Origin of the sequence: Streptomyces sp. NPDC086023 (assembly GCF_044540325.1) — a bacterium.
Lineage (GTDB): Bacteria > Actinomycetota > Actinomycetes > Streptomycetales > Streptomycetaceae > Streptomyces.
The window spans coordinates 40,363-58,774 of sequence record NZ_JBITRX010000005.1 but is presented as its reverse complement, the minus strand read 5'-3'; the positions used below and the strand labels follow the sequence as shown (position 1 = coordinate 58,774).

Below are 18,412 nucleotides of genomic sequence, written 5' to 3'. Positions count from 1 at the left end.
CCGGGGCGCCCCACCCGGTCAGGGGAGCCCGTACGGGTCGCGACCGCCCGTACGCATCAGCTCCTCGTCCGGTCCGGGCAGCCAGCCTCCCGGCGGGCGCCGCAGCCAGCCGCGCGCGGCGGCCAGCTCCGCGGCGGCGGTCCGGAGGGCGTCGATCCCGGGGTGGCCGAACCCCCTGCGCCACACCATGGAGAGCGGGGAGAGCGGTACGGGCTCCACGAGCGGCAGCTTCACGGAACCGGGCATGTCGAGGAAGTCCACGGTCACCAGCACCGGCGTCCGGGTCTTGGCCATCACCCGGCGGAACTCCTCCTTGCCCACGGCCACCGGGGCCGGCGGCGCGAGGGAGATGCCCCGGTCGGCGAACAGCCGGCGCGCGTAGTCGGTCCACTCCAGCGTGCGGGGGTTCCCGGCACCCGCGTAGACGCGTTCCCCGGCAAGCGCGTCGAGGGGCACGGCGTCGGCACCGGCCAGGGCGTGGTCCTCGGGCAGCAGCACGGCCAGCGGCTCGAACCGGACGGGCTGGTGGTCCAGCCGGGCGCGGAGCGCGGGGTCGAGACCGGCGAAGCGGCCGAAGGAGACGTCCAGCCGGCCGGCGGCGATCTCGGCGGCGGCGTGGGTGAGGCCGCTCTCGAAGCGGGCCATCAGCTCCTGGCCGGGGGCGAGTTCGCGGGCGCGCTCCAGGACCAGGCGGGCGGAGCTGGGCCCGTCGGTGTTGAGGTCGACCAGCAGGGGGCGGGCGGCCGCCCCGCCGAAGGCGGCGGCGAGTTCGTCCTGGGCCTCCAGGACCCGGCGCGCGTACGGCAGCAGCCGCTCGCCGTCGGGGGTGAGGGCGACCTGCCGGGTGGTGCGGACGAACAGCTCGGCGCCCAGCGCGGTTTCGAGCCGGCGCACGTCGCGGCTGAGGGCCTGCTGGGCCACGTACAGGCGGGCGGCGGCGCGCGTGAAGTGGAGCTCCTCGGCCACCGTGAGGAAGCCGCGGAGCAGCCGCGGTTCGATGTCGTCCGCCCTGGGGTTCCCGGTCACCGCAGGAGACTAACAATCCGGATGCGTGAATGGGCACCGAACAGGTGTTGGACCACGGGCGGCCGCGCGGGCGAAGGTGATCTCCATGCCGCTCCTCACCGTCACCGGATCCACTCTGGTCATCGCCTCCCCCGCCGTCCGCCCGGCGCGCCCCGCCGGGCCCTACCGGCGGCTGCTGCGCACCCCGGGCGCCCGCGCCTTCACCGCCGGGAACCTGATCGCCCGGCTGCCCATGGGCATGTTCGGGGTGAGCGCGGTGATGATGATCGCCGGGCAGCGCGGCTCGTACGCCCTGGCCGGCGCAGTCACGGCGACCGGCCTGGCCGCGACCGCGGTGGTGGCGCCCTGGACCGCGCGGCTGGTGGACCGGTACGGGCAGGCCCGGATCGCCGTGCCGGCCACGGTGCTCGCGGTGCTGAGCTCGCTGGCGCTGGTGGTGTGCGTACGGACCGGCGCGCCGGACTGGACGCTCTTCGCCGCGTACGCCGCCACCGCGACCACCCCGAACATCGGCGGCATGTCCCGGGCCCGCTGGGCGCACCTGCTGGGCGGCGACCCGCGGAACGCCGGCGCCCTGCACACCGCGAACTCCTTCGAACAGTCCGCCGACGAGCTGTGCTACATGCTCGGCCCGGTACTGGCGGCCTTCCTGTGCGGGACGCTCTTCCCCGAGGCGGGCACGCTGGCCGGCGCCCTCCTGCTGCTGACGGGGATGCTGGTGTTCTGCGCCCAGCGCGCGACCGAGCCGCCGGTGGCGCCTGCCGCGTCGGTGCGGGGCCCGGGGCCGCTGCGGGCGCCGGGGATGCCGGAGCTGCTGGTGATGTTCCTGGCGATGGGCGCGGTGTTCGGCTCGATGGAGGTGGTCTCCATCGCCTTCCTGGACGAGCACGGGCTGACCGCCACTGCCGGTCCGGTGCTGGCCCTGCAGGCGCTCGGCTCCTGCGCCGCCGGGCTGGTGTACGGGACGCTGCGCCCGGCGGGCTCGGTACGGCGCCGGCTGGTGGCGTGCGTGGCGGCGATGACGGCGCTGATGAGCCTGCCGTTGGCGGCGGCCGCCACGGGTGCGGTGCCGCTGCTGGCCTGCGCGCTGCTGGCGGCGGGCATGGCCACGGCCCCGGCGATGGTCACCGCGATGGCGCTGGTGCAGCGGGTGACCCCGGCCGGGCGGCTGAACGAGGGGATGACCCTGGCGGTGACCGCGATGCTGGCGGGGATCGCCGCGGGCGCGGCCACCGGGGGCTGGGCGGTCGAGCAGGTGGGCCCCGCCGTCGCGTACCTGGCACCCCCGGCGGCCGCGGTCGCCGCGCTGGTCGCGTCCTCGGCTCAGCTCTGGCGCAGGGGCGGCATGGGCAGCGGCACGGAGTAGGCCGTGGCGCCCGCGCCGACGCCGCCCTCGCAGGTGTTCGGCGGCTGGGTGCCCGTACCGCGGGTGGACGGGCGCTCGGCTGCCCAGAACATGTGGCCGAGCATCCCGGAGGTCGTGCCCGCGCCGTTGGGGGCCACTGACTGGGTGAACGAACCGGTGGACTTCTGGAGCGAGTTGGCGAACGAGGTGCACTCGGGCAGGGACTTGGTCTGGTCGCTGATGTACAGGCCGCCGGTGAACTTGGCGGGGGCCAGGGGCGGGACGGGCGGGGCGTAGGTGGGTTTGCCGTCCACGTGCTCCTGCCAGTTGGCGATGGCGCTGCCGGTGGAGGGCTGGCGGGCCGGGACCATGGCGTTGGCGTAGTCGAGCACCGGGGTGTCGGTGCGCAGCCAGTCGGCGGTGGCCTTGCGGTTGATGCCGATGAGCCAGCGGTCGCCGGCTGCGGTGTCGATGGTCAGCCGGGCGGTGTGGTCGGCGCCGGTGGCGTCGTACGGGTGGCGCGAACGGTAGGCGTCGATGAAGGCCTGGAGACCGGCGAGGTCGGGGTTGGTGTTCTGCTCGTAGTCGATCTCGATGCCGACGCCCAGGCGGGTGGCCAGGTCGGCGGCGTTGAGGCCGAGGCGGGTCGCGTCCTCGGCGAGGGCCGCGTCCCATTCGTCGGTGTAGGTGATGCCGCCGATGGAGAGCATCACGCGGATCCCGCGGGAGGTGAAGTAGTCGACGATCTCGGGGGTCATGCCGCGGGGCACGCCGTCGACGGTGGTGGCGTCGTTCGTCTTCCTGAGCAGCTTCCGGGGCTCGACGAAGCTGAGGACGACGAGGTTGACGGACGGGCGGCCGTCGCCGCGGTCGATCAGCCAGTGGTTCATGGCGTCGAACTCGGCGACGGTGCGGACCCTGCCCCAGGTGCAGGCGTCGTCGCTGCAGTGCCAGGCCCCGTAGATCTGGGGGCCCGGTGGCGGCGTGGGCGGGGGTGGCGGGCAGCGGGAGGAGGAGTCCGAGGAGCAGGACGAGCACACCGAGCACTCTGTGACGCATGCGGCGCACGTGACGCATCAATGCCTCCGGGGCGGGAGCGGCCGGCGTGGGGGGTGGCGGCCGCCCAGCAGAGTGGCAGGTACATACCAACCCTGCAAGACCGCGGGCAACCTGCGGCCCCGGCGCGGCGTCGTAGCCTACACACGACGAACGCGGGACGCGGGACGCCGTCGGCGGGCCGACCCGCCGCCCGCGCCCCGACCCGCCGGCCCTCGTCCCCCCGCCGAGAGGACCCCCGAATGAGCACCACCGAGGCCCCCCGCTGGATGCGGATCGTCTCCACGATCGCGGACGTCCTGCTGAAGCTGATCGCCTCCGGCACCAAGTCGAAGAGCGGCAGCTCCAACAACCGGAACAGCTGCGGCTCGGACACGGGCGGCAGTGATTGACCCTCGGCGCGCACTGACGGCCTCTCGGCGCCCCCCTCCGGTACCACAATCAGGTACTACATTGGTACCATGTTCCGGTACCAGAGTGAAGGGACGTCCACATGCCCATAAGCGCCAGCGAAGCCCGCAAGACCCTGTTCCCCCTCATCGAGCGCGTCAACGAGGACCACACTCCGGTGCGTATCACCTCCAAGGCCGGCGACGCGGTCCTGATGTCCGCCGAGGACTACGACTCGTGGCAGGAGACCGTCTACCTCCTGCGCTCACCCGCGAACGCCCGCCGCCTCATGGAAGCCGTGGCCCGCGACCGGGCCTCAGCGGCCTCCGTCACCAAGACCATGGAGGAACTGCAGGACCTGGCGGGTGAGGAATGAGGAGCGTCCACTTCGACCCGGACGCGTGGGAGGACTTCCTCTTCTGGCTTGCGGCCGACCGGAAGATGGCCAAGCGAATCGTCCGCCTCATCGGCGAAATCCAGCGCGCACCCTTCGAGGGCATCGGGAAGCCCGAAACCCTCAAGGGCGACCTCTCCGGCTACTGGTCGCGCCGGATCGACGACGAACACCGCCTCGTCTACCGGGCCGATGACAAAGAGGTGAAGGTCCTCAAGGCCCGGTACCACTACTCGGACTGACGGGCCGCGGGCACCGCGGCATGACGAAGGCCCCGCCGCCCGTCAGGGCTGCGGGGCCTTCGCCCACATGGGATGAGTGGAGATGGCGGGAATCGAACCCGCGTCCAACGGTGCAAAAGGAGGGCTTCTCCGAGCGCAGTCCGCTTCGATTTTCTCAGCCCCGGAGATCACGCGGACAAGTCTCCGACGGGCTCAGTCACTGTTTGGTTTCCCTCCAACCCCCGTGACCGGGGCTAGAGGTTTAGATCCCTTGATGACGCCAGGATCCGGGTCGGGATCACCCCCGGGCTGACGCTCCTCACAGAGGCTTCTGCTCGTTACCTAAAATTAGGCAGCGAGGGCGAAGCGGGAGTTATCGCTCTTGGTGTTGGCGATTATTGGTTGCGACATATGGTTTACGAGATCATTGCCGCTTCCTCGGCTCGCTTCCCCTGCTTCGACATCCGCTGTCGAAACCGATCATCCCCATGTTTTGTTTTCAAACGGTGCACCGGCTGTGCGGTACGGGCACATCGTACGGGAACAACGCGGGCCCGTGCCAGCCTATTCCCGTCCAGGTCAGCCCCACGGCGGCCGGGCCGGGGTCAGAGCGTGGCCCGCTCCTTGCGCTTGGCCGCCGAGATCGCCCGGTCGGTCTCGCGCCGGTCCTGCTTCTCGCGCAGGGTCTGCCGCTTGTCGTACTCCTTCTTGCCCTTCGCCAGCGCGATCTCGCACTTGGCCCGGCCGTCCTTGAAGTACAGCGAGAGGGGCACGATCGTGTGACCCGTCTCCTGGGACTTCGACTCCAGCTTGTCGATCTCGACCCGGTGGAGCAGCAGCTTCCGCTTGCGCCGGGCGCTGTGGTTGGTCCAGGTGCCCTGGCTGTACTCCGGCACGTGCACGTTGTGCAGCCACGCCTCGTGGCCGTCGATCTGCACGAAGCCGTCCACCAGCGAGGCCCGGCCCTGGCGCAGCGACTTCACCTCGGTGCCGGTCAGCACCAGACCGCACTCGTAGGTGTCGAGGATCGTGTAGTCGTGCCGCGCCTTCTTGTTCTGGGCGATCAGCTTGCGCCCTTTTTCCTTAGCCATAGTGCGGTCATTTTCGCACTACGGGGCCACCCCGAGGCCACCCAATACTCCACGGGCCCGCTCCTCGGCGCCGTCGGCCGCCACGAGGTCCGGGTTGATGCCGCGGCCGTCCAGGCTGCGGCCCGCCGGCGTGCGGTAGTGGCCCACCGTGAGCTCGGCGACCGAGCCGTCCGGCAGCTCCGTCGGCATCTGCACCGCGCCCTTGCCGAAGGTGCGGGTGCCCACCGTCACGGCACGGCCCCGGTCCTGGAGCGCCCCGGTGACCAGCTCGGCCGCACTCATCGTGCCGCCGTCCACCAGCGCCACCAGCGGGCGCCCGGTGTCGCCGCCCCGCTCGGCGTAGAGGGCGCGCTGGTCACCCCGTACGTCGTACGTGGCCACCAGCCCGCCGTCCAGGAAGGCGGAGGCGGCGGTGACCGCCTCGGTGACCAGGCCGCCGCGGTTGCCCCGCAGGTCGAGCATCACGCCGGTGCCGCGGGGCGCCTCGCGCACCGCGGCGCGCACCCGCTCCCCCGAGCCCTTGGTGAAGGCGGAGACCTTGATCAGCAGCACGCCGTCCGGCAGCCGCTCGACGGTGACCGGCTCTGTGCTCAGCCGCTCGCGCCGCAGCGTCTCGGTACGGGTCCGGCCGTCGCGCTCCAGCACCAGCACCACCGGGGTGCCGACGACGGCGCGGTCCGCCTCGCCGCGCAGCAGCCCGACGACGCGGGCCGGTCCCAGCCCGGTCACCCGATGGCCGTCGACGCTCCGCAGCAGGTCGCCCTCGCGGATGCCGGCCCGGTCCGCAGGCCCGCCGCGCTGGACCCTGGACACCAGGATGCGGCCGTCCCGGCCGGCCTCGACCCACAGCCCGACACCGGTGTAGTGGCCGTCGAGGGCCGCCTCGAACTCCGCGTACTCGGTCTGGTCGTAGACCACCGCCCAGCGGTCCCCGCTGCGGCTGACGACCTCCTCGGCCGCCTGCTTGCCGGACTTCCCGTCGGCCACCGCCTCGGCGGCCGCGCGCTCGACGGCCTCGCGGTAGCCCGCGCCCACGGCGCCCGTACGGCCCTCCGCGCGGGCCGGCGGCCCGAGGGCGTCCTCGCGGTCCCAGCAGCCGGTGGCCGCGGCCGTGCCCAGCACACCGAGGAACACCAACGTCAGAACGGCCCCGCGACGCAGGTCACGGGGCCGGAGAGAAGAGACGGGACGACCCGGCATGGCGCCGAGTCTAGGACAAGCCCCGGTGCAGAACCGGCGGTTGACGGTTCCGCACCCGGGGCGCTTGTCACACCTTCAGGTACTTGCGCAACGCGACGAACGCCGCCATGGAGGGCATCAGCAGGCCGATGGCGAGCACCAGCGGCAGCTTGGTGATCACGGAGTCCCAGCCGATGAAGTTGATGAGCTCCAGCTGCTTGGCCAGCCCCACGCCGTGGTCGATGACGAAGTACTGGCCCGCCATCAGCATCACGCAGGCGATGACGGCGCCGATCAGGCCGGCGAAGGCGGCCTCCATGATGAACGGCATCTGGATGTAGAAGCTGGAGGCGCCCACCAGCCGCATGATGCCGGTCTCGCGCCTACGGCTGAACGCCGAGACGCGCACGGTGTTGACGATCAGCAGCAGTGCGACGATCAGCATGACCATCATCACGCCGAGCGCGGCCTTGTTCAGGTAGTCCAGCAGCCGGAACAGGTTGTCGAGGACGCTGCGCTGGTCCTGGACCGACTGGACGCCGTCCCGGCCCGCGAAGGCGGTCGTGATGACCTTGTACTTCTCGGGGTCCTTGAGCTTGACCCGGAAGGACTCCTGCATCTGGTCCGGGGTGACCGACGTGACCAGAGGGGAGTCGCCGAACTGCTCCTTGTAGTGCTTGTAGGCCTGGTCGGCGGACTCGTACTGGACCGACTCGACCAGATCCATCTTCTTCAGGTCGGACTCGATCTGCTTCTTCTGGTCGTTGGTCACCGCGCCCTTGGCGCAGGTAGCGCTCGTCCCCGACTCCGCCTCGTTCTTGTTGCAGAGGTAGATGGAGACGTTGACCTTGTCGTACCAGTAGCCCTTCATGGTGCTCACCTGGTCCCGCATGAGCAGGGAACCGCCGAACAGGGCCAGCGACAGGGCGACGGAGATGATGACCGCGAAGGTCATCGTGAGATTGCGGCGGAGACCGACGCCGATCTCCGACAGGACGAACTGGGCGCGCATGGCGTCCTTTCAGTGCTGGTGGCTTTTCAGACGCCGCGCGTCAGTGCTGGTAGCCGTAGACGCCGCGCGACTGGTCGCGCACGAGACGGCCCTGTTCGAGTTCGATGACGCGCTTGCGCATCTGGTCGACGATCTGCTGGTCGTGCGTCGCCATGATCACGGTGGTACCGGTCCGGTTGATCCGGTCCAGCAGCTTCATGATGCCGACGGAGGTCTGCGGGTCGAGGTTGCCGGTGGGCTCGTCCGCGATGAGGAGCTTCGGCCGGTTGACGAAGGCGCGGGCGATGGCCACGCGCTGCTGCTCACCACCGGAGAGCTCGCCCGGCATGCGGTCCTCCTTGCCGCCGAGGCCGACCAGGTCGAGGACCTGGGGCACGGCCTTGCGGATCTCGCCGCGCGGCTTGCCGATGACCTCCTGGGCGAAGGCGACGTTCTGCGCCACCGTCTTGTTGGGGAGCAGGCGGAAGTCCTGGAAGACGGTCCCCAGCTGGCGGCGCATCTGGGGCACCTTCCAGTTGGAGAGTCTGGCGAGGTCCTTGCCGAGGACGTGCACCTGGCCGTGGCTCGCCCGCTCCTCGCGGAGGAGGAGCCTCAGGAAGGTGGACTTGCCGGAGCCGGAGGAGCCGACCAGGAAGACGAACTCGCCCTTCTCGATCTCAAGGGACACGTCCCTCAGAGCGGGCCGGTTCTGCTTCGGGTAGGACTTGGAGACGCTGTCGAATCGGATCACGGGTGCACCACGGTCGCCGGGAGTAGGTGTGCGTGACCATACGCGACCCGGCGCGAGGGTGGCAGTCGGTGACCGGAGATGCCCGATATCTCCCCGTTGTCGCAGGGTTTCCGGGCGGTCGGGAGTGGGTGCGGGGGGCGTTTGCCCCGACGGGCCGCGCCGAATGTCGGCGGAGCTGGCACAGTGGTAGTGGGAACCGTCCTGTTCCCGTCGGCGTTCTCTGGAGGGACGAGAGGAGGAGAGCGCATGACATATGACCGGCTCGTGTGCGCGAACTGCGCGGCACCCGTCGCTCAGGGCCGCTGCCCCGTCTGCCGGGCGAACCGGGAGCGCCTCCAGCAGGAGAGCCCCTTCGCCGGCTTCAACCCGATGGCGCTCGCTGCGCTCCTCGTGGTCCTGGTGGCCGCCGTGGCCCTGCTCGCACGCTGAGCCGGCAGGTCCGCCGCGTCCCGATCGTATGCCCGTAAGGAAGAAGGGCCCGGAGGTCTCCGGGCCCTTCTCATGTCGTGTGCGTCACCTCGGCGAGCCGGGGGGCCGGCCCACGCCGGGCGATCAGCTCTCGACGGTCTCCTGCTGCTTGCGCCAGCGGATGCCGGCCTCCAGGAAGCCGTCGATCTCGCCGTCCAGCACGGACTGCGGGTTGCCGACCTCGAACTCGGTGCGCAGGTCCTTGACCATCTGGTACGGGTGCAGGACGTAGGAGCGCATCTGGTTGCCCCAGGAGCTGCCGCCGTCGCCCTTGAGGGCGTCCATCTTGGCCCGCTCCTCCTGGCGCTGGCGCTCCAGCAGCTTGGCCTGGAGGACGTTCATCGCGCTCGCCTTGTTCTGGATCTGCGAGCGCTCGTTCTGGCAGGAGACCACGATGCCGGTCGGGAGGTGCGTGATGCGCACGGCCGAGTCGGTGGTGTTGACGCCCTGGCCGCCGGGGCCGGAGGCGCGGTAGACGTCGACGCGCAGTTCGGACTCGTCGATGTCGACGTGGTCGGACTGCTCGACGACCGGGAGCACCTCGACGCCCGCGAAGGAGGTCTGGCGGCGGCCCTGGTTGTCGAAGGGGGAGATGCGCACCAGGCGGTGGGTGCCCTGCTCGACGGAGAGGGTGCCGTAGGCGTACGGCGCCTTCACCACGAAGGTGGTGGACTTGATGCCGGCCTCTTCGGCGTACGACGTCTCGTACACCTCGGTGGAGTAGCCGTGGCGCTCGGCCCAGCGGAGGTACATGCGCTGGAGGCGCTCGGCGAAGTCGGAGGCGTCGACGCCGCCGGCCTCGGCACGGATGTTGACCAGGGCCTCGCGCTCGTCGTACTCGCCGGACAGGAGGGTGCGGACCTCCATCTCGTCCAGCGCCTTGCGGACGGCGGCCAGCTCGGTCTCGGCCTCGGCGCGGGTGTCCGCGTCGTCCATCTCCTCGGCGAGGTCGAAGAGGACCGCGAGGTCGTCGATGCGGCCGCGCAGCGTCTCGGCCTTGCGGACCTCGGCCTGGAGGTGGGAAAGCTTGCTCGTGATCTTCTGGGCCGCCTCCGGGTCGTCCCACAGGGACGGGGCCGCGGCCTGCTCCTCGAGCACGGCAATGTCTGCCCTCAGCCTGTCGAGGTCCAGGACGGCCTCGATCGACCCCATGGTCGAGGAGAGGGACTTCAGCTCTTCGGATACATCGACGACTGCCACGGGTCCAGCGTAACGGCTGCGGCGCCCGGCGTTCCCCGGGAGTTCCCCGTAGGGGACGGATCAGGGCCTGCGGACGAGCCCGGCCGTCCGGCGTACCCTTTCGCTTATGACTCTTCTGCTCGTGATGCGACGCCACGTGGACTACATGCGCGTCACCACCATGAGCTGTCGGCCGCCGGACTGATTCCCCAGCATTCCTTCCGTCTGCTTCGGTCCTGTTCAGCGGCTCGCAGGCCACGGCCCACCCTTCCGCCGTCGGTCCCTCCCACCCGCGCCCCTCCACCCTTGGGGGAACAGGGCCCCGTGACATCCGAAACGGAGCCGTCATGACGTCCGCGCACCCCACGTCCACCACCGAAACGCCCCTTTCCTCCGCATCTTCCGCGTCGTCCGCCTCTTCCGCGCCCACCGGAGCCCCCTCCGCGCCCGCCGCCCCCGCACTGCCCGTACTGGACCTGAGCGGCGCCGACGACCCGGCCACCCGCGAGGCCTTCCGCGAGCAGCTGCACGCCGTAGCCCGCGAGACCGGCTTCCTGTACCTGACGGGCCACGGGATCAGCCCCGCCGAGATGACCCGGATCCTCGATGTGACCAGGGCGTTCTTCGCCCTTCCGGAGGCCGACCGGCTGGCGGTCAGCAACCTGAACTCCCCGCACTTCCGCGGTTACACCCGGATAGGCCACGAGCTGACCGGCGGCGCCTCCGACTGGCGCGACCAGCTCGACGTGGGCGCCGAGCGCCCGGCGCCCGACGTGGGCCCCGGCGACCCCGCGTACCTGTGGCTGGAGGGGCCCAACCAGTGGCCGGAGGCCCTGCCCGAGCTGCGCACGGTGGTGCTGGAGTGGCAGCGGCGGCTGGCGGCGGTGGCGCACCGGCTGCTGAAGGAGCTGCTGGCCTCCATCGGGGCGCCCCAGGACTTCTTCGACGAGGCCTTCGACCGGCCCCACCTGCACACGAAGCTGATCCGCTACCCCGGGTCCGCGCCGTCGGGGGCCGACCAGGGTGTCGGTGCGCACAAGGACTACGGCTTCCTGACCCTGCTGTTGCAGGACTCGGTGGGCGGGCTCCAGGTGGTGAAGGACGGCGGCTTCGTGGACGTGCCGCCGATGCCCGGCGCGTTCGTGGTGAACCTGGGCGAGCTGCTGGAGATCGCGACGGAGGGCTACCTGACGGCCACGGACCACCGGGTGGTCAGTCCTCCCGGTGCGGTGGAACGTTTCTCCGTACCGTTCTTCTACAACCCGCGGCTGGACGCGGTGATCGACACCGTGCCGGGCGCGTACCTGGAGGACGCCCCGGGGGTGGCCCACGACGCCTCCAACCCGCTGCACGCCGAGTACGGCCGCAACGAGCTCAAGGGCTGGGTACGGGCCCACCCGGCGGTGGCCCGCCGCTGGCACCCGGAGCTGATCGTCCCCTGACGGAGCCGGCCCGGGGCGGCTCCCCGGGCGGAGGACCCGCTACGGGGCGACCTGCCCTGTCTGCTTCGAGTCCTGCGGCGGCGCCTCGTCCGGGCCCGCGGCCAGCCAGCCGCCGACGCCCACCGCCGCAGCCAGGGCCACCGCGGCAGTGCCGAGCACCAGGCGCCGCTTGCGGACGGCCTCCGCGCGGTGCCGGGCGGATCCGGGGCGGGGGGCGCCCGTGGGGCGCGGGACGCGGGCGGTGCCGAGCGCGCCGCCGGCCAGTTCGTCGGGGCCGGGCACGCGCATCGAGGTGTGCGTGTCGCGGTTGGAGTCGGTGGCGGAGCCGCGTACCAGCGGCACGGCCCCGCGCCGGCGGACCGGCTCGCCCCGGTCCGCCGCGGGGGTCTCCTCGTACTCCGGCTCGTCCGCGTCCAGGTCGTCCGGCTCGTCGACGTCCAGCGGCGGCATGCCCGCGAGCATCGGCAGCAGGTCCCGCAGCCGGGCGGACAGCTCCGAGGCGCGCAGCCGGGAGGCGGGGGCCTTGGCCAGGCACTGGACGACCAGCTGCCACAGCTCGTCCGGGATGCCGGGCAGCGGCACCACCGTCTCGGTGACGTGCCGGCGCAGGACCGCCCCGGGGTGCCCGCCGCCGAACGGCGTGAACCCGGCGAGGAGCTCGTACAGCACCGTGGCCAGCGCGTATATGTCGACGGCGGCGCGCGGGGGCAGGCCCTCGACGATCTCGGGGGCGAGGTAGTCCGGCGTGCCGATGATCCTCGTGCGGGCGCCGGACGCGGGGGCGCCGGACCGGTTCGGGGTGTCGATGAGCTTGGCGACCCCGAAGTCGGTCAGCAGGGCGGGGTGCGACCCGCCGGGGCCGAGCGGCCCCTGCATGTCGAGCAGCACGTTCTCGGGCTTCACGTCCCGGTGCACGACCCCGGCCGCGTGCGCGGCGGCCAGCGCGTCGGCCACGTCGGCCACGATCGCCACGGCGGCCTCGGGTGCGAGGCGGCGCTCGCGGTCCAGCCGGGTGCGCAGGTCCGTGCCGCGCACGAGGTCCATCACGAGCGCGAGGTCGTTGCCGTCCACGACGAGGTCGCGCACGCCGACGACGTGCGGGTGGTCGAGGCCGAGCAGGGCGCTGCGCTCCTGGACGAAGCGTCCGACCAGCTCCTGGTCGGACGCGAGGTCCTCGCGGAGCAGCTTGACGGCGACGGGCCCGTCCGGCCCCTCGCCCAGCCACACCGTGCCCGCGCTGCCGCGCCCCAGGATCTGGTGCGCGGTGTACCGGCTGCCGATCTTCCGTGCCACGACTGCTCCCTCAGCGGCTGGCGTACGGCACAAAAGTACGCGGCCGGGAGGGCGATGAGGGCCATTAGGGGGCCCACTTCTCGGTGACCTTCACTTCTGTGGGCGAAATCGCGCCCCAGAAGTCGACAAATCCACGTGGTCGGCGCTATCGGGCCCCGGAGGGGTGCCTATGCGGCACCCCCGCCACCCGAGCCGCCGCCGATGTCGCCGATGAAGTCCGTGATGGCCTCGCCCCACGACCAGAGCTGGTCCCACCAGCTCTTGGTGGTCTCGGCTCCGTCGGTGACCCACCCGCCGACCGGGGTGAGCTCCCAGATCATCCAGCCCGCGACGACGAACAGGACGATCACGAACAGGCAGCCCTTGAGGCAGCCCAGGCCCGGGATCCGCATCGGGTTCGCGCTGCGGCGCCGGGGCTCGCGCTCACGCGGCTCGCGCTGCGGCGCCGCCGGGCGGGCGGGGGCCTGCTGCGGCGGGGCCGCGTACGGCTGGGGCTGCGGCTGCTGGTACGGCTGTTGGTACGGCGCGGGCGGCGCCTGGTAGTGCGGCGGCTGCTGCGGGTAGGGCTGCTGCGGGTGGGCCGGCCGGTACGGCTGGGCCTGCGGGGCCTGCCGGTACTGCTGGGGCTGCGGCTGCGGCTGCCGGCGCGGCTGGACCGGGGGTGCCGGCGGCGGGGCCTGGCGCTGCGGGCGGCGGCGCAGGGGGTCCTCGCTCGGGTCGAGGTACTGGATCTGCGTCTGCTCGTTCCGGTCCCGGACGCCCTGGAGCTGCGACTGCCAGGGGTGCGGCGCGTCCGGCTGTTGTACCGGCGGCATGACCGCGGTCGGGTCGGCGGCGCCCGGTCCGCCCTGGGCGCCGACGGGCGGCAGCACCGAGGTGGCGTCCTCGGCGCCGGCCGGGCCGCGCGCGGGGACCGGGGGCATCACGCTGGTGGCCGCGTTCGGGTCGTACGCGGCGGCCGGGGCGGTGCTGGGCAGCACCTGGGTCGGGTCGGCGGCGCCTGGGGTTTCGGGGACGGGGGCCGGGGAGGGGTCGGGCGCGAGGAGCGCGCCGACGCCGAGGGCGGCCTCGACCTCGGTGGGGCTGGAGTGCACGCCGATGCCGGCCGCGACCACGCGCAGGCCGCGGGCCAGGCTCTGGGCGCTCGGGCGCTCGTCCGGCTCCTTGCGCAGGCAGCGCTCGATGACCGTCCACAGCGGTTCCGGCATGGTCGAGGGGCGCTGCGGCTCCTCGCTGAGGTGCCGGTGCAGGACCTCCAGGGCGGTGCCGCCGGCGAACGGCGGGCGGCCGGTGACCAGCTCGTACAGCAGGATGCCGGCGCCGTAGATGTCCACGGCGGAGGTCTGCGGACGGCCCTCGGCGGACTCGGGCGCCACGTACGCGGGCGTGCCGACGAACTCGTGGGTGCGGGTCAGGCCCGGGGAGTCGGCGAGGCGGGCGATGCCGAAGTCGGTCAGCATCGGGCGCATCTGGCCGCCGCTCTCGTCGAGCAGCACGTTCGCGGGCTTGAGGTCGCGGTGGACCACGCCGTCGGCGTGGCTGGCGGCGAGCGCGTCGGCGATCTGGGCGGTCAGCAGGCTCGCGGCGACGGGCGTGAAGGGCCCGTTCTCGCGGATGTACCGGTGCAGGTCCGGGCCGTCGATCAGGTCCATGACCAGGGCGAGCAGGTCGCCCTCCACCACGAGGTCGCGGGTGCGCACGATGTTCGGGTGGGTGAGGCGCAGCAGGACCGAGCGCTCGCGGAGGAAGCGCATCACGACGTCGGCGTCGTGGGCCAGCTCCTCCTTGAGCACCTTGATGGCGACGGTCTCGCCGGGCTGCCCGGCGACGGCCGCCTCGGCACCCGCCGTCTCCCGCTGGCGGGCGCGCCAGACGGTCCCGGTGGCGCCGCGGCCGAGCGGCTCCTCCAGGAAGTACTTGCTGCCGACTGGCCGCACGTCACCAGCTCCCTGCTGTCAATTTCCTCGTTCCGCCCACTCTAGGGGGTGGCTACGGGGAAGACGCGGGCCTCGGAGGGATGGTTGCCGCACACTCGTGCGACGGGTGGGTCGCGCGGGGACACCCGCGAGGTGATTTGCGTACGGTTTCGGACGGCCCCGCGATCGATCAAGATCACTTCTGGGTGGGTGCCGGGCGTGTTGTCGGCGACAGGTGCGAGGATGCACCCAGCACGGAACCGCGGGGACGGGAGCCCCTCGGTCCGGCAGACCTGACCGGGCGACGCGTCCGTGCCGGGCGGGGGGACGTCAGGGCGGCACTCGGGGCCCCCTCCCTGCCGGGCGCACCGCGCAGAAGGGACCGCTGACGGCGATGCAGATCCGGCTGACCGTCCTCGGGCCGCGCAGCGGCCACCAGACCGCGACCTGTGACGTGCTCGTGACGGCCCCGGCCGGGACGGCGCTGGCCGCCGTCGCCTCCGGCCTCGCGGCGACCGTCGGCGGCCCCGACACGGGCGGCACGATCATCCTCTACGCCGGCCGGGAGCGCCTCGACCTCCAGCGCCGGATACTCGGCGAGCCGCCCCTCGTGGACGGGGCGGTGCTCTCCCTGCACGCCCCGGTGGCGGAGGAGGACCCGGCGGCCGGTGCGGCCGCCGAGCTGCACGTGGTCGCGGGCCCCGACGCGGGCGGCGTCCACCTGCTGCACGGCGGGCAGATCCGGATCGGCCGGTCCGCGGACGCGGACGTGCCGCTGGACGACCCGGACGTCTCGCGGCTGCACTGCGCGGTGACGGTCGCGGAGGACGGCCGGGTGGCGGTGGCCGACCTCGGCTCGACGAACGGCACCACCCTCGACGGCACCCCCCTGGGCACCCGCCCCGTCCCGCTGCCGCCGGGCGCGCTGCTCAGGGTCGGCGAGTCCACCCTGCGCCTGCGCCCCGCGGGCCCGGCAGGCACGCGCGCGGTCACCCCGGACTCGGAGGGACACCTGCGGCTCGCCGCACCCGGCGACGCCCCCGCCCAGGCGCCCGTACCGGCCCGGCCCGGCGACGCGCACGGCTCCGCGCGCGGCGCCGAGGGGTACGTACCGGCGGCGCGCCGGCACCCCGACACCGGCCCCGTGCCCGAGGCGGGGGTCGACGGGCACGTCCGCCCCCGGTACGGCGCGGTCAGCTCGCCCACGCACCATGTGGCGCCCGCTCCGGAGGGCTCCGCCCCGGCCGGCCATCCGGCCCCCGGCACCGGCACCGCCACCGCCCCGCAGGCCCCCGCCGCCCCGTACGCCGCGCCCGGCGACCAGCACGCCCCCGGCCGGCACGACGCGGCGGCCGGCCCTCATGCCCCGGCGCCGGCCGCCCCGGCCCCGTACGCATCCCCGGCCGCCCCCGCGGCCCCCGCGGCCCCCGCCGCCCCCGGCCCGTACGCCAACGCCCCCGGCCCGGCACCCGCCCCCTCCCCCGACCCCGGCCAAGGCACTCGACGCCGTCGCGGCATCGGGGCCTGGGCCCGCCGCTGGGCCGGCCGGGACGGCCAGGAGGAGCAGACGGCCGGCGGCGGCAGCGGACACCCCGCGGCGCCCCGCACCCCTGCCGCGGACGGCCGCCCCGACCCCGCGGAACTCCTGCTGGCCGCCCTCGGGCCCGGCCCCCGGCTCTGGGAGCGGGACCCCGCCCACCCCGAGGCCCTGGAGGTGCGGCTCGGGCAGGGCGCGGCCGTCCCGCTGCGCACCACCGGCTCCCTCGCGCTCGCCGGACCGCGCGCCCGCCTCGCGGGCCTGGCCCGGTCCGTCCTCGCCCAGCTGGCCGCCCTGCACGCGCCCGGCGGCCTGGAGATCGTCCTGGTCAGCACCGACCGGGCCCGGCCCCTGGCGGACCGCCGGGCCGAGTGGTCCTGGCTCGGCTGGCTGCCCCACGTGCGGCCCGCGCACGGCCAGGACTGCCGGCTGCTCCTCGCGTACGACAAGGACCAGGCCGCCGCCCGGACGGCCGAGCTGACCCGGCGGCTGGACGAGGGCCCGCTGGGCCGGCACTGGGCCTCCCGGCCCAGGGAGGCGGTGGCGGAGGCCGCCGCCGCGTACTCCGGCCCGTACACGGTGCTGGTCCTCGACGGCGACCCCGGCCCCGGCCCGCTGCGGGACACGGTGGCCCGGCTGGCCGGGCACGGCCCGGCCGTCGGCATCCACCTGCTCTGCCTGGCCGAGGCGCCCGCCGCCTCCCCGGCGTCGCCCGTCTCCGAGACGTACGAGACCGCCTGCGCCGCCTCGCCCGCCTTCCGCGAGTGCGGCACGGCCGCGCTGCTCAGCGGCGACGTAGCGACCGCGCTGCGGGTGCTGCCGGTGCGCGGCGGCCGCCCCGCGGGCCACGGCGAGCTGGTCACCGCCGACGCGGTCTCCGCCGCCTGGGCGGAGCGCTTCGCCCGCGCCCTGGCCCCGTTGCGGGCGGACGCGGGCGGCCAGGAGCCGCAGCGCCGGACCGCCGCAGCCCTGCCGCACTCGGCCCGGCTGCTGGACGAGCTGGGCCTGGCCCGGGCCACCCCGGCCTCCCTGATGGCCCGCTGGGCCGCGGCCACCGACCAGGGGCAGACCGTCGGCGGGCACGCCGAAGTCGTGCTGGGCACCGGCCGGCGCGGGCCGGTGGGCGTCGAACTCGTCGCCGAGGGCCCGCACCTGCTGGTCGAGGGTCCTCCGGGCAGCGGCCGTACCGAGCTGCTGCGCTCCGTCGCCGCCTCCCTCTCCGCCGCGTCCCGGCCGGACCGGCTCGGGCTGGTGCTGCTGGACGGCGCGGGCGGCGAGCGGGGCGAGGGGCTGGCGCCGTGCACGGAGCTGCCGCACGTCTCCGCACACCTGGTGGCCTCCGACCCGCTGCGGATGCGCGAGTTCGCGCAGGCGCTGGGGGCCGAGCTGAAGCGCCGGTCGGAGCTGCTGGACGGCACCGCCTTCGCCGAGTGGCACGCGCGCCTCGCGGAGGCGTCCCCCGCGGTGGCCGGTGCGGCACCCGGCCGGGTCGTCGCACCGCGGCAGCCGTCGCCCGCCGAGCTGCGGGGTGACCTCGACCCGGCCAGGACGGGCACGCTCCGGCTGCGGTCCGCCACGGTCCGGGCGGAGCCGGCCGGACCGAGCCCGCTGCCCCGTCTCGTGGTGGTGGTCGACGACCTCGACGCGCTGGTCGCCCCGGCGCTGGGCAGTACGGGCCGGCCGGCGGCCGGTTCGGTCGTGCGCGCCCTGGAGGCGGTGGCCCGGGAGGGCGCCCGGCTCGGCGTCCACCTGGTGGCCTCGACCGCGCGCCCGGACCGTACGGCGGAGACCGAGCTGGCGCGGGCGGCGACGGTACGGGTCGAGCTGGAGCCGGCCCCGACCGGCACCGGCCCCGACCAGCCGTCACCGGGCCGGGGACTGCTGCGCCACGCGGACGGCCGTACGACCCCCTTCCAGGGCGGCCGGGTGACCGGCCGGATCCCGCGGACGGCCACGCTGCGGCCGACGGTGGTGCCCGTGGAGTGGGAACGGATGGGTGATCCGCCGGCCCGTCGGCCGGTGCGCGAACTGGGCAACGGCCCCACCGACCTGGCCCTGCTCGCGAGCGCGCTGGACCGTGCGTCGCAGCTGGTCTCGGCGGTTCCGGTGCTGTTCCCGCCCGCCCCCTGACGG

The 18,412-nt window shown here is 73.8% G+C and carries 16 protein-coding genes and 1 other RNA gene; 7 read left to right on the top strand and 10 right to left on the bottom strand.

The window, feature by feature from the left end:
• Positions 1 to 18: 18 nt before the first annotated feature.
• Positions 19 to 1,026, bottom strand: a complete 1,008-nt coding sequence (locus tag ACIF6F_RS11870) for a LysR family transcriptional regulator (RefSeq protein ID WP_399944734.1) — start codon at positions 1,024 to 1,026, stop codon at positions 19 to 21.
• A gap of 85 nt (positions 1,027 to 1,111) precedes the next feature.
• Here ACIF6F_RS11870 and ACIF6F_RS11865 point away from each other — a divergent pair, with 85 nt between their 5' ends.
• Positions 1,112 to 2,392, top strand: coding sequence for an MFS transporter (locus ACIF6F_RS11865; protein ID WP_399944731.1), 1,281 nt, complete (start codon positions 1,112 to 1,114; stop codon positions 2,390 to 2,392).
• Here the strand turns inward: ACIF6F_RS11865 and ACIF6F_RS11860 are convergent.
• Positions 2,350 to 3,411, bottom strand: coding sequence for a hypothetical protein (locus ACIF6F_RS11860; RefSeq protein WP_399944728.1), 1,062 nt, complete (start codon positions 3,409 to 3,411; stop codon positions 2,350 to 2,352). The genes ACIF6F_RS11865 and ACIF6F_RS11860 overlap by 43 nt on opposite strands.
• Positions 3,412 to 3,669: 258 nt before the next feature.
• Between ACIF6F_RS11860 and ACIF6F_RS11855 the strand changes: the two genes are divergently transcribed.
• From ACIF6F_RS11855 to ACIF6F_RS11845, 3 genes are all read left to right on the top strand, one after another.
• On the top strand, positions 3,670 to 3,819 hold the full coding sequence (locus ACIF6F_RS11855; RefSeq protein ID WP_399944725.1) for a hypothetical protein: 150 nt from the start codon (positions 3,670 to 3,672) through the stop codon (positions 3,817 to 3,819).
• Between the two features lie 101 nt (positions 3,820 to 3,920).
• Positions 3,921 to 4,193, top strand: a complete 273-nt coding sequence (locus ACIF6F_RS11850; RefSeq protein WP_399944722.1) for a type II toxin-antitoxin system Phd/YefM family antitoxin — start codon at positions 3,921 to 3,923, stop codon at positions 4,191 to 4,193.
• Positions 4,190 to 4,453: a Txe/YoeB family addiction module toxin gene (locus ACIF6F_RS11845; protein WP_399944719.1), complete on the top strand. Its 264-nt coding sequence runs from the start codon at positions 4,190 to 4,192 to the stop codon at positions 4,451 to 4,453. The genes ACIF6F_RS11850 and ACIF6F_RS11845 overlap by 4 nt, the downstream gene beginning before the upstream one ends.
• Before the next feature lie 74 nt (positions 4,454 to 4,527).
• On the opposite strand, the gene ssrA is transcribed toward ACIF6F_RS11845, so the two are convergent.
• The 5 genes from ssrA to ftsE form a co-directional block, all read right to left on the bottom strand.
• Positions 4,528 to 4,920, bottom strand: a transfer-messenger RNA (tmRNA) gene (gene ssrA / locus ACIF6F_RS11840).
• 117 nt (positions 4,921 to 5,037) lie between these two features.
• Positions 5,038 to 5,523, bottom strand: a complete 486-nt coding sequence (gene smpB / locus ACIF6F_RS11835; protein WP_399944716.1) for an SsrA-binding protein SmpB — start codon at positions 5,521 to 5,523, stop codon at positions 5,038 to 5,040.
• 18 nt (positions 5,524 to 5,541) lie between these two features.
• Positions 5,542 to 6,723, bottom strand: a complete 1,182-nt coding sequence (locus ACIF6F_RS11830; RefSeq protein ID WP_399944713.1) for a S41 family peptidase — start codon at positions 6,721 to 6,723, stop codon at positions 5,542 to 5,544.
• 67 nt (positions 6,724 to 6,790) lie between these two features.
• Complete coding sequence (ftsX, locus tag ACIF6F_RS11825; RefSeq protein ID WP_399944710.1) at positions 6,791 to 7,714, bottom strand: permease-like cell division protein FtsX; 924 nt, start codon at positions 7,712 to 7,714, stop codon at positions 6,791 to 6,793.
• Between the two features lie 40 nt (positions 7,715 to 7,754).
• On the bottom strand, positions 7,755 to 8,444 hold the full coding sequence (gene ftsE, locus ACIF6F_RS11820) for a cell division ATP-binding protein FtsE (RefSeq protein ID WP_365035182.1): 690 nt from the start codon (positions 8,442 to 8,444) through the stop codon (positions 7,755 to 7,757).
• 246 nt (positions 8,445 to 8,690) lie between these two features.
• On the opposite strand from ftsE, the gene ACIF6F_RS11815 reads away from it, so the two are divergent.
• Entirely contained in the window at positions 8,691 to 8,873 is a 183-nt protein-coding gene (locus ACIF6F_RS11815) for a hypothetical protein (protein WP_399944708.1), read from the top strand.
• A 123-nt stretch (positions 8,874 to 8,996) separates the two neighbouring features.
• Here the strand turns inward: ACIF6F_RS11815 and prfB are convergent, their stop codons facing one another.
• Positions 8,997 to 10,112: a peptide chain release factor 2 gene (prfB, locus tag ACIF6F_RS11810; protein WP_399944705.1), complete on the bottom strand. Its 1,116-nt coding sequence runs from the start codon at positions 10,110 to 10,112 to the stop codon at positions 8,997 to 8,999.
• A gap of 326 nt (positions 10,113 to 10,438) precedes the next feature.
• Here prfB and ACIF6F_RS11805 point away from each other — a divergent pair, with 326 nt between their 5' ends.
• The gene (locus ACIF6F_RS11805) at positions 10,439 to 11,533 is read left to right on the top strand and encodes an isopenicillin N synthase family dioxygenase (protein ID WP_399944702.1); all 1,095 of its coding nucleotides are present in this window, start codon (positions 10,439 to 10,441) and stop codon (positions 11,531 to 11,533) included.
• 39 nt (positions 11,534 to 11,572) lie between these two features.
• Here ACIF6F_RS11805 and ACIF6F_RS11800 read toward each other — a convergent pair whose 3' ends face one another.
• Entirely contained in the window at positions 11,573 to 12,826 is a 1,254-nt protein-coding gene (locus tag ACIF6F_RS11800; protein ID WP_399944699.1) for a serine/threonine-protein kinase, read from the bottom strand.
• A 167-nt stretch (positions 12,827 to 12,993) separates the two neighbouring features.
• Positions 12,994 to 14,763 (bottom strand): protein kinase, encoded by a 1,770-nt coding sequence (locus ACIF6F_RS11795; RefSeq protein ID WP_399944696.1) that lies wholly within the window; start codon positions 14,761 to 14,763, stop codon positions 12,994 to 12,996.
• 373 nt (positions 14,764 to 15,136) lie between these two features.
• On the opposite strand from ACIF6F_RS11795, the gene ACIF6F_RS11790 reads away from it, so the two are divergent.
• On the top strand, positions 15,137 to 18,409 hold the full coding sequence (locus ACIF6F_RS11790) for an FHA domain-containing protein (RefSeq protein ID WP_399944693.1): 3,273 nt from the start codon (positions 15,137 to 15,139) through the stop codon (positions 18,407 to 18,409).
• Positions 18,410 to 18,412: the final 3 nt, after the last annotated feature.

What these genes read in the sequence shown, in the direction of transcription:
- ACIF6F_RS11865 (WP_399944731.1), top strand. Translation starts at nt 1,112, where the DNA reads ATGCCGCTCCTCACCGTCACCGGATCCACTCTGGTCATCGCCTCCCCC.
- ACIF6F_RS11855 (WP_399944725.1), top strand. Translation starts at nt 3,670, where the DNA reads ATGAGCACCACCGAGGCCCCCCGCTGGATGCGGATCGTCTCCACGATC.
- ACIF6F_RS11850 (WP_399944722.1), top strand. Translation starts at nt 3,921, where the DNA reads ATGCCCATAAGCGCCAGCGAAGCCCGCAAGACCCTGTTCCCCCTCATC.
- ACIF6F_RS11845 (WP_399944719.1), top strand. Translation starts at nt 4,190, where the DNA reads ATGAGGAGCGTCCACTTCGACCCGGACGCGTGGGAGGACTTCCTCTTC.
- smpB (WP_399944716.1), bottom strand. Translation starts at nt 5,523, where the DNA reads ATGGCTAAGGAAAAAGGGCGCAAGCTGATCGCCCAGAACAAGAAGGCG.
- ACIF6F_RS11830 (WP_399944713.1), bottom strand. Translation starts at nt 6,723, where the DNA reads ATGCCGGGTCGTCCCGTCTCTTCTCTCCGGCCCCGTGACCTGCGTCGC.
- ftsX (WP_399944710.1), bottom strand. Translation starts at nt 7,714, where the DNA reads ATGCGCGCCCAGTTCGTCCTGTCGGAGATCGGCGTCGGTCTCCGCCGC.
- ACIF6F_RS11815 (WP_399944708.1), top strand. Translation starts at nt 8,691, where the DNA reads ATGACATATGACCGGCTCGTGTGCGCGAACTGCGCGGCACCCGTCGCT.
- ACIF6F_RS11805 (WP_399944702.1), top strand. Translation starts at nt 10,439, where the DNA reads ATGACGTCCGCGCACCCCACGTCCACCACCGAAACGCCCCTTTCCTCC.
- ACIF6F_RS11790 (WP_399944693.1), top strand. Translation starts at nt 15,137, where the DNA reads ATGCAGATCCGGCTGACCGTCCTCGGGCCGCGCAGCGGCCACCAGACC.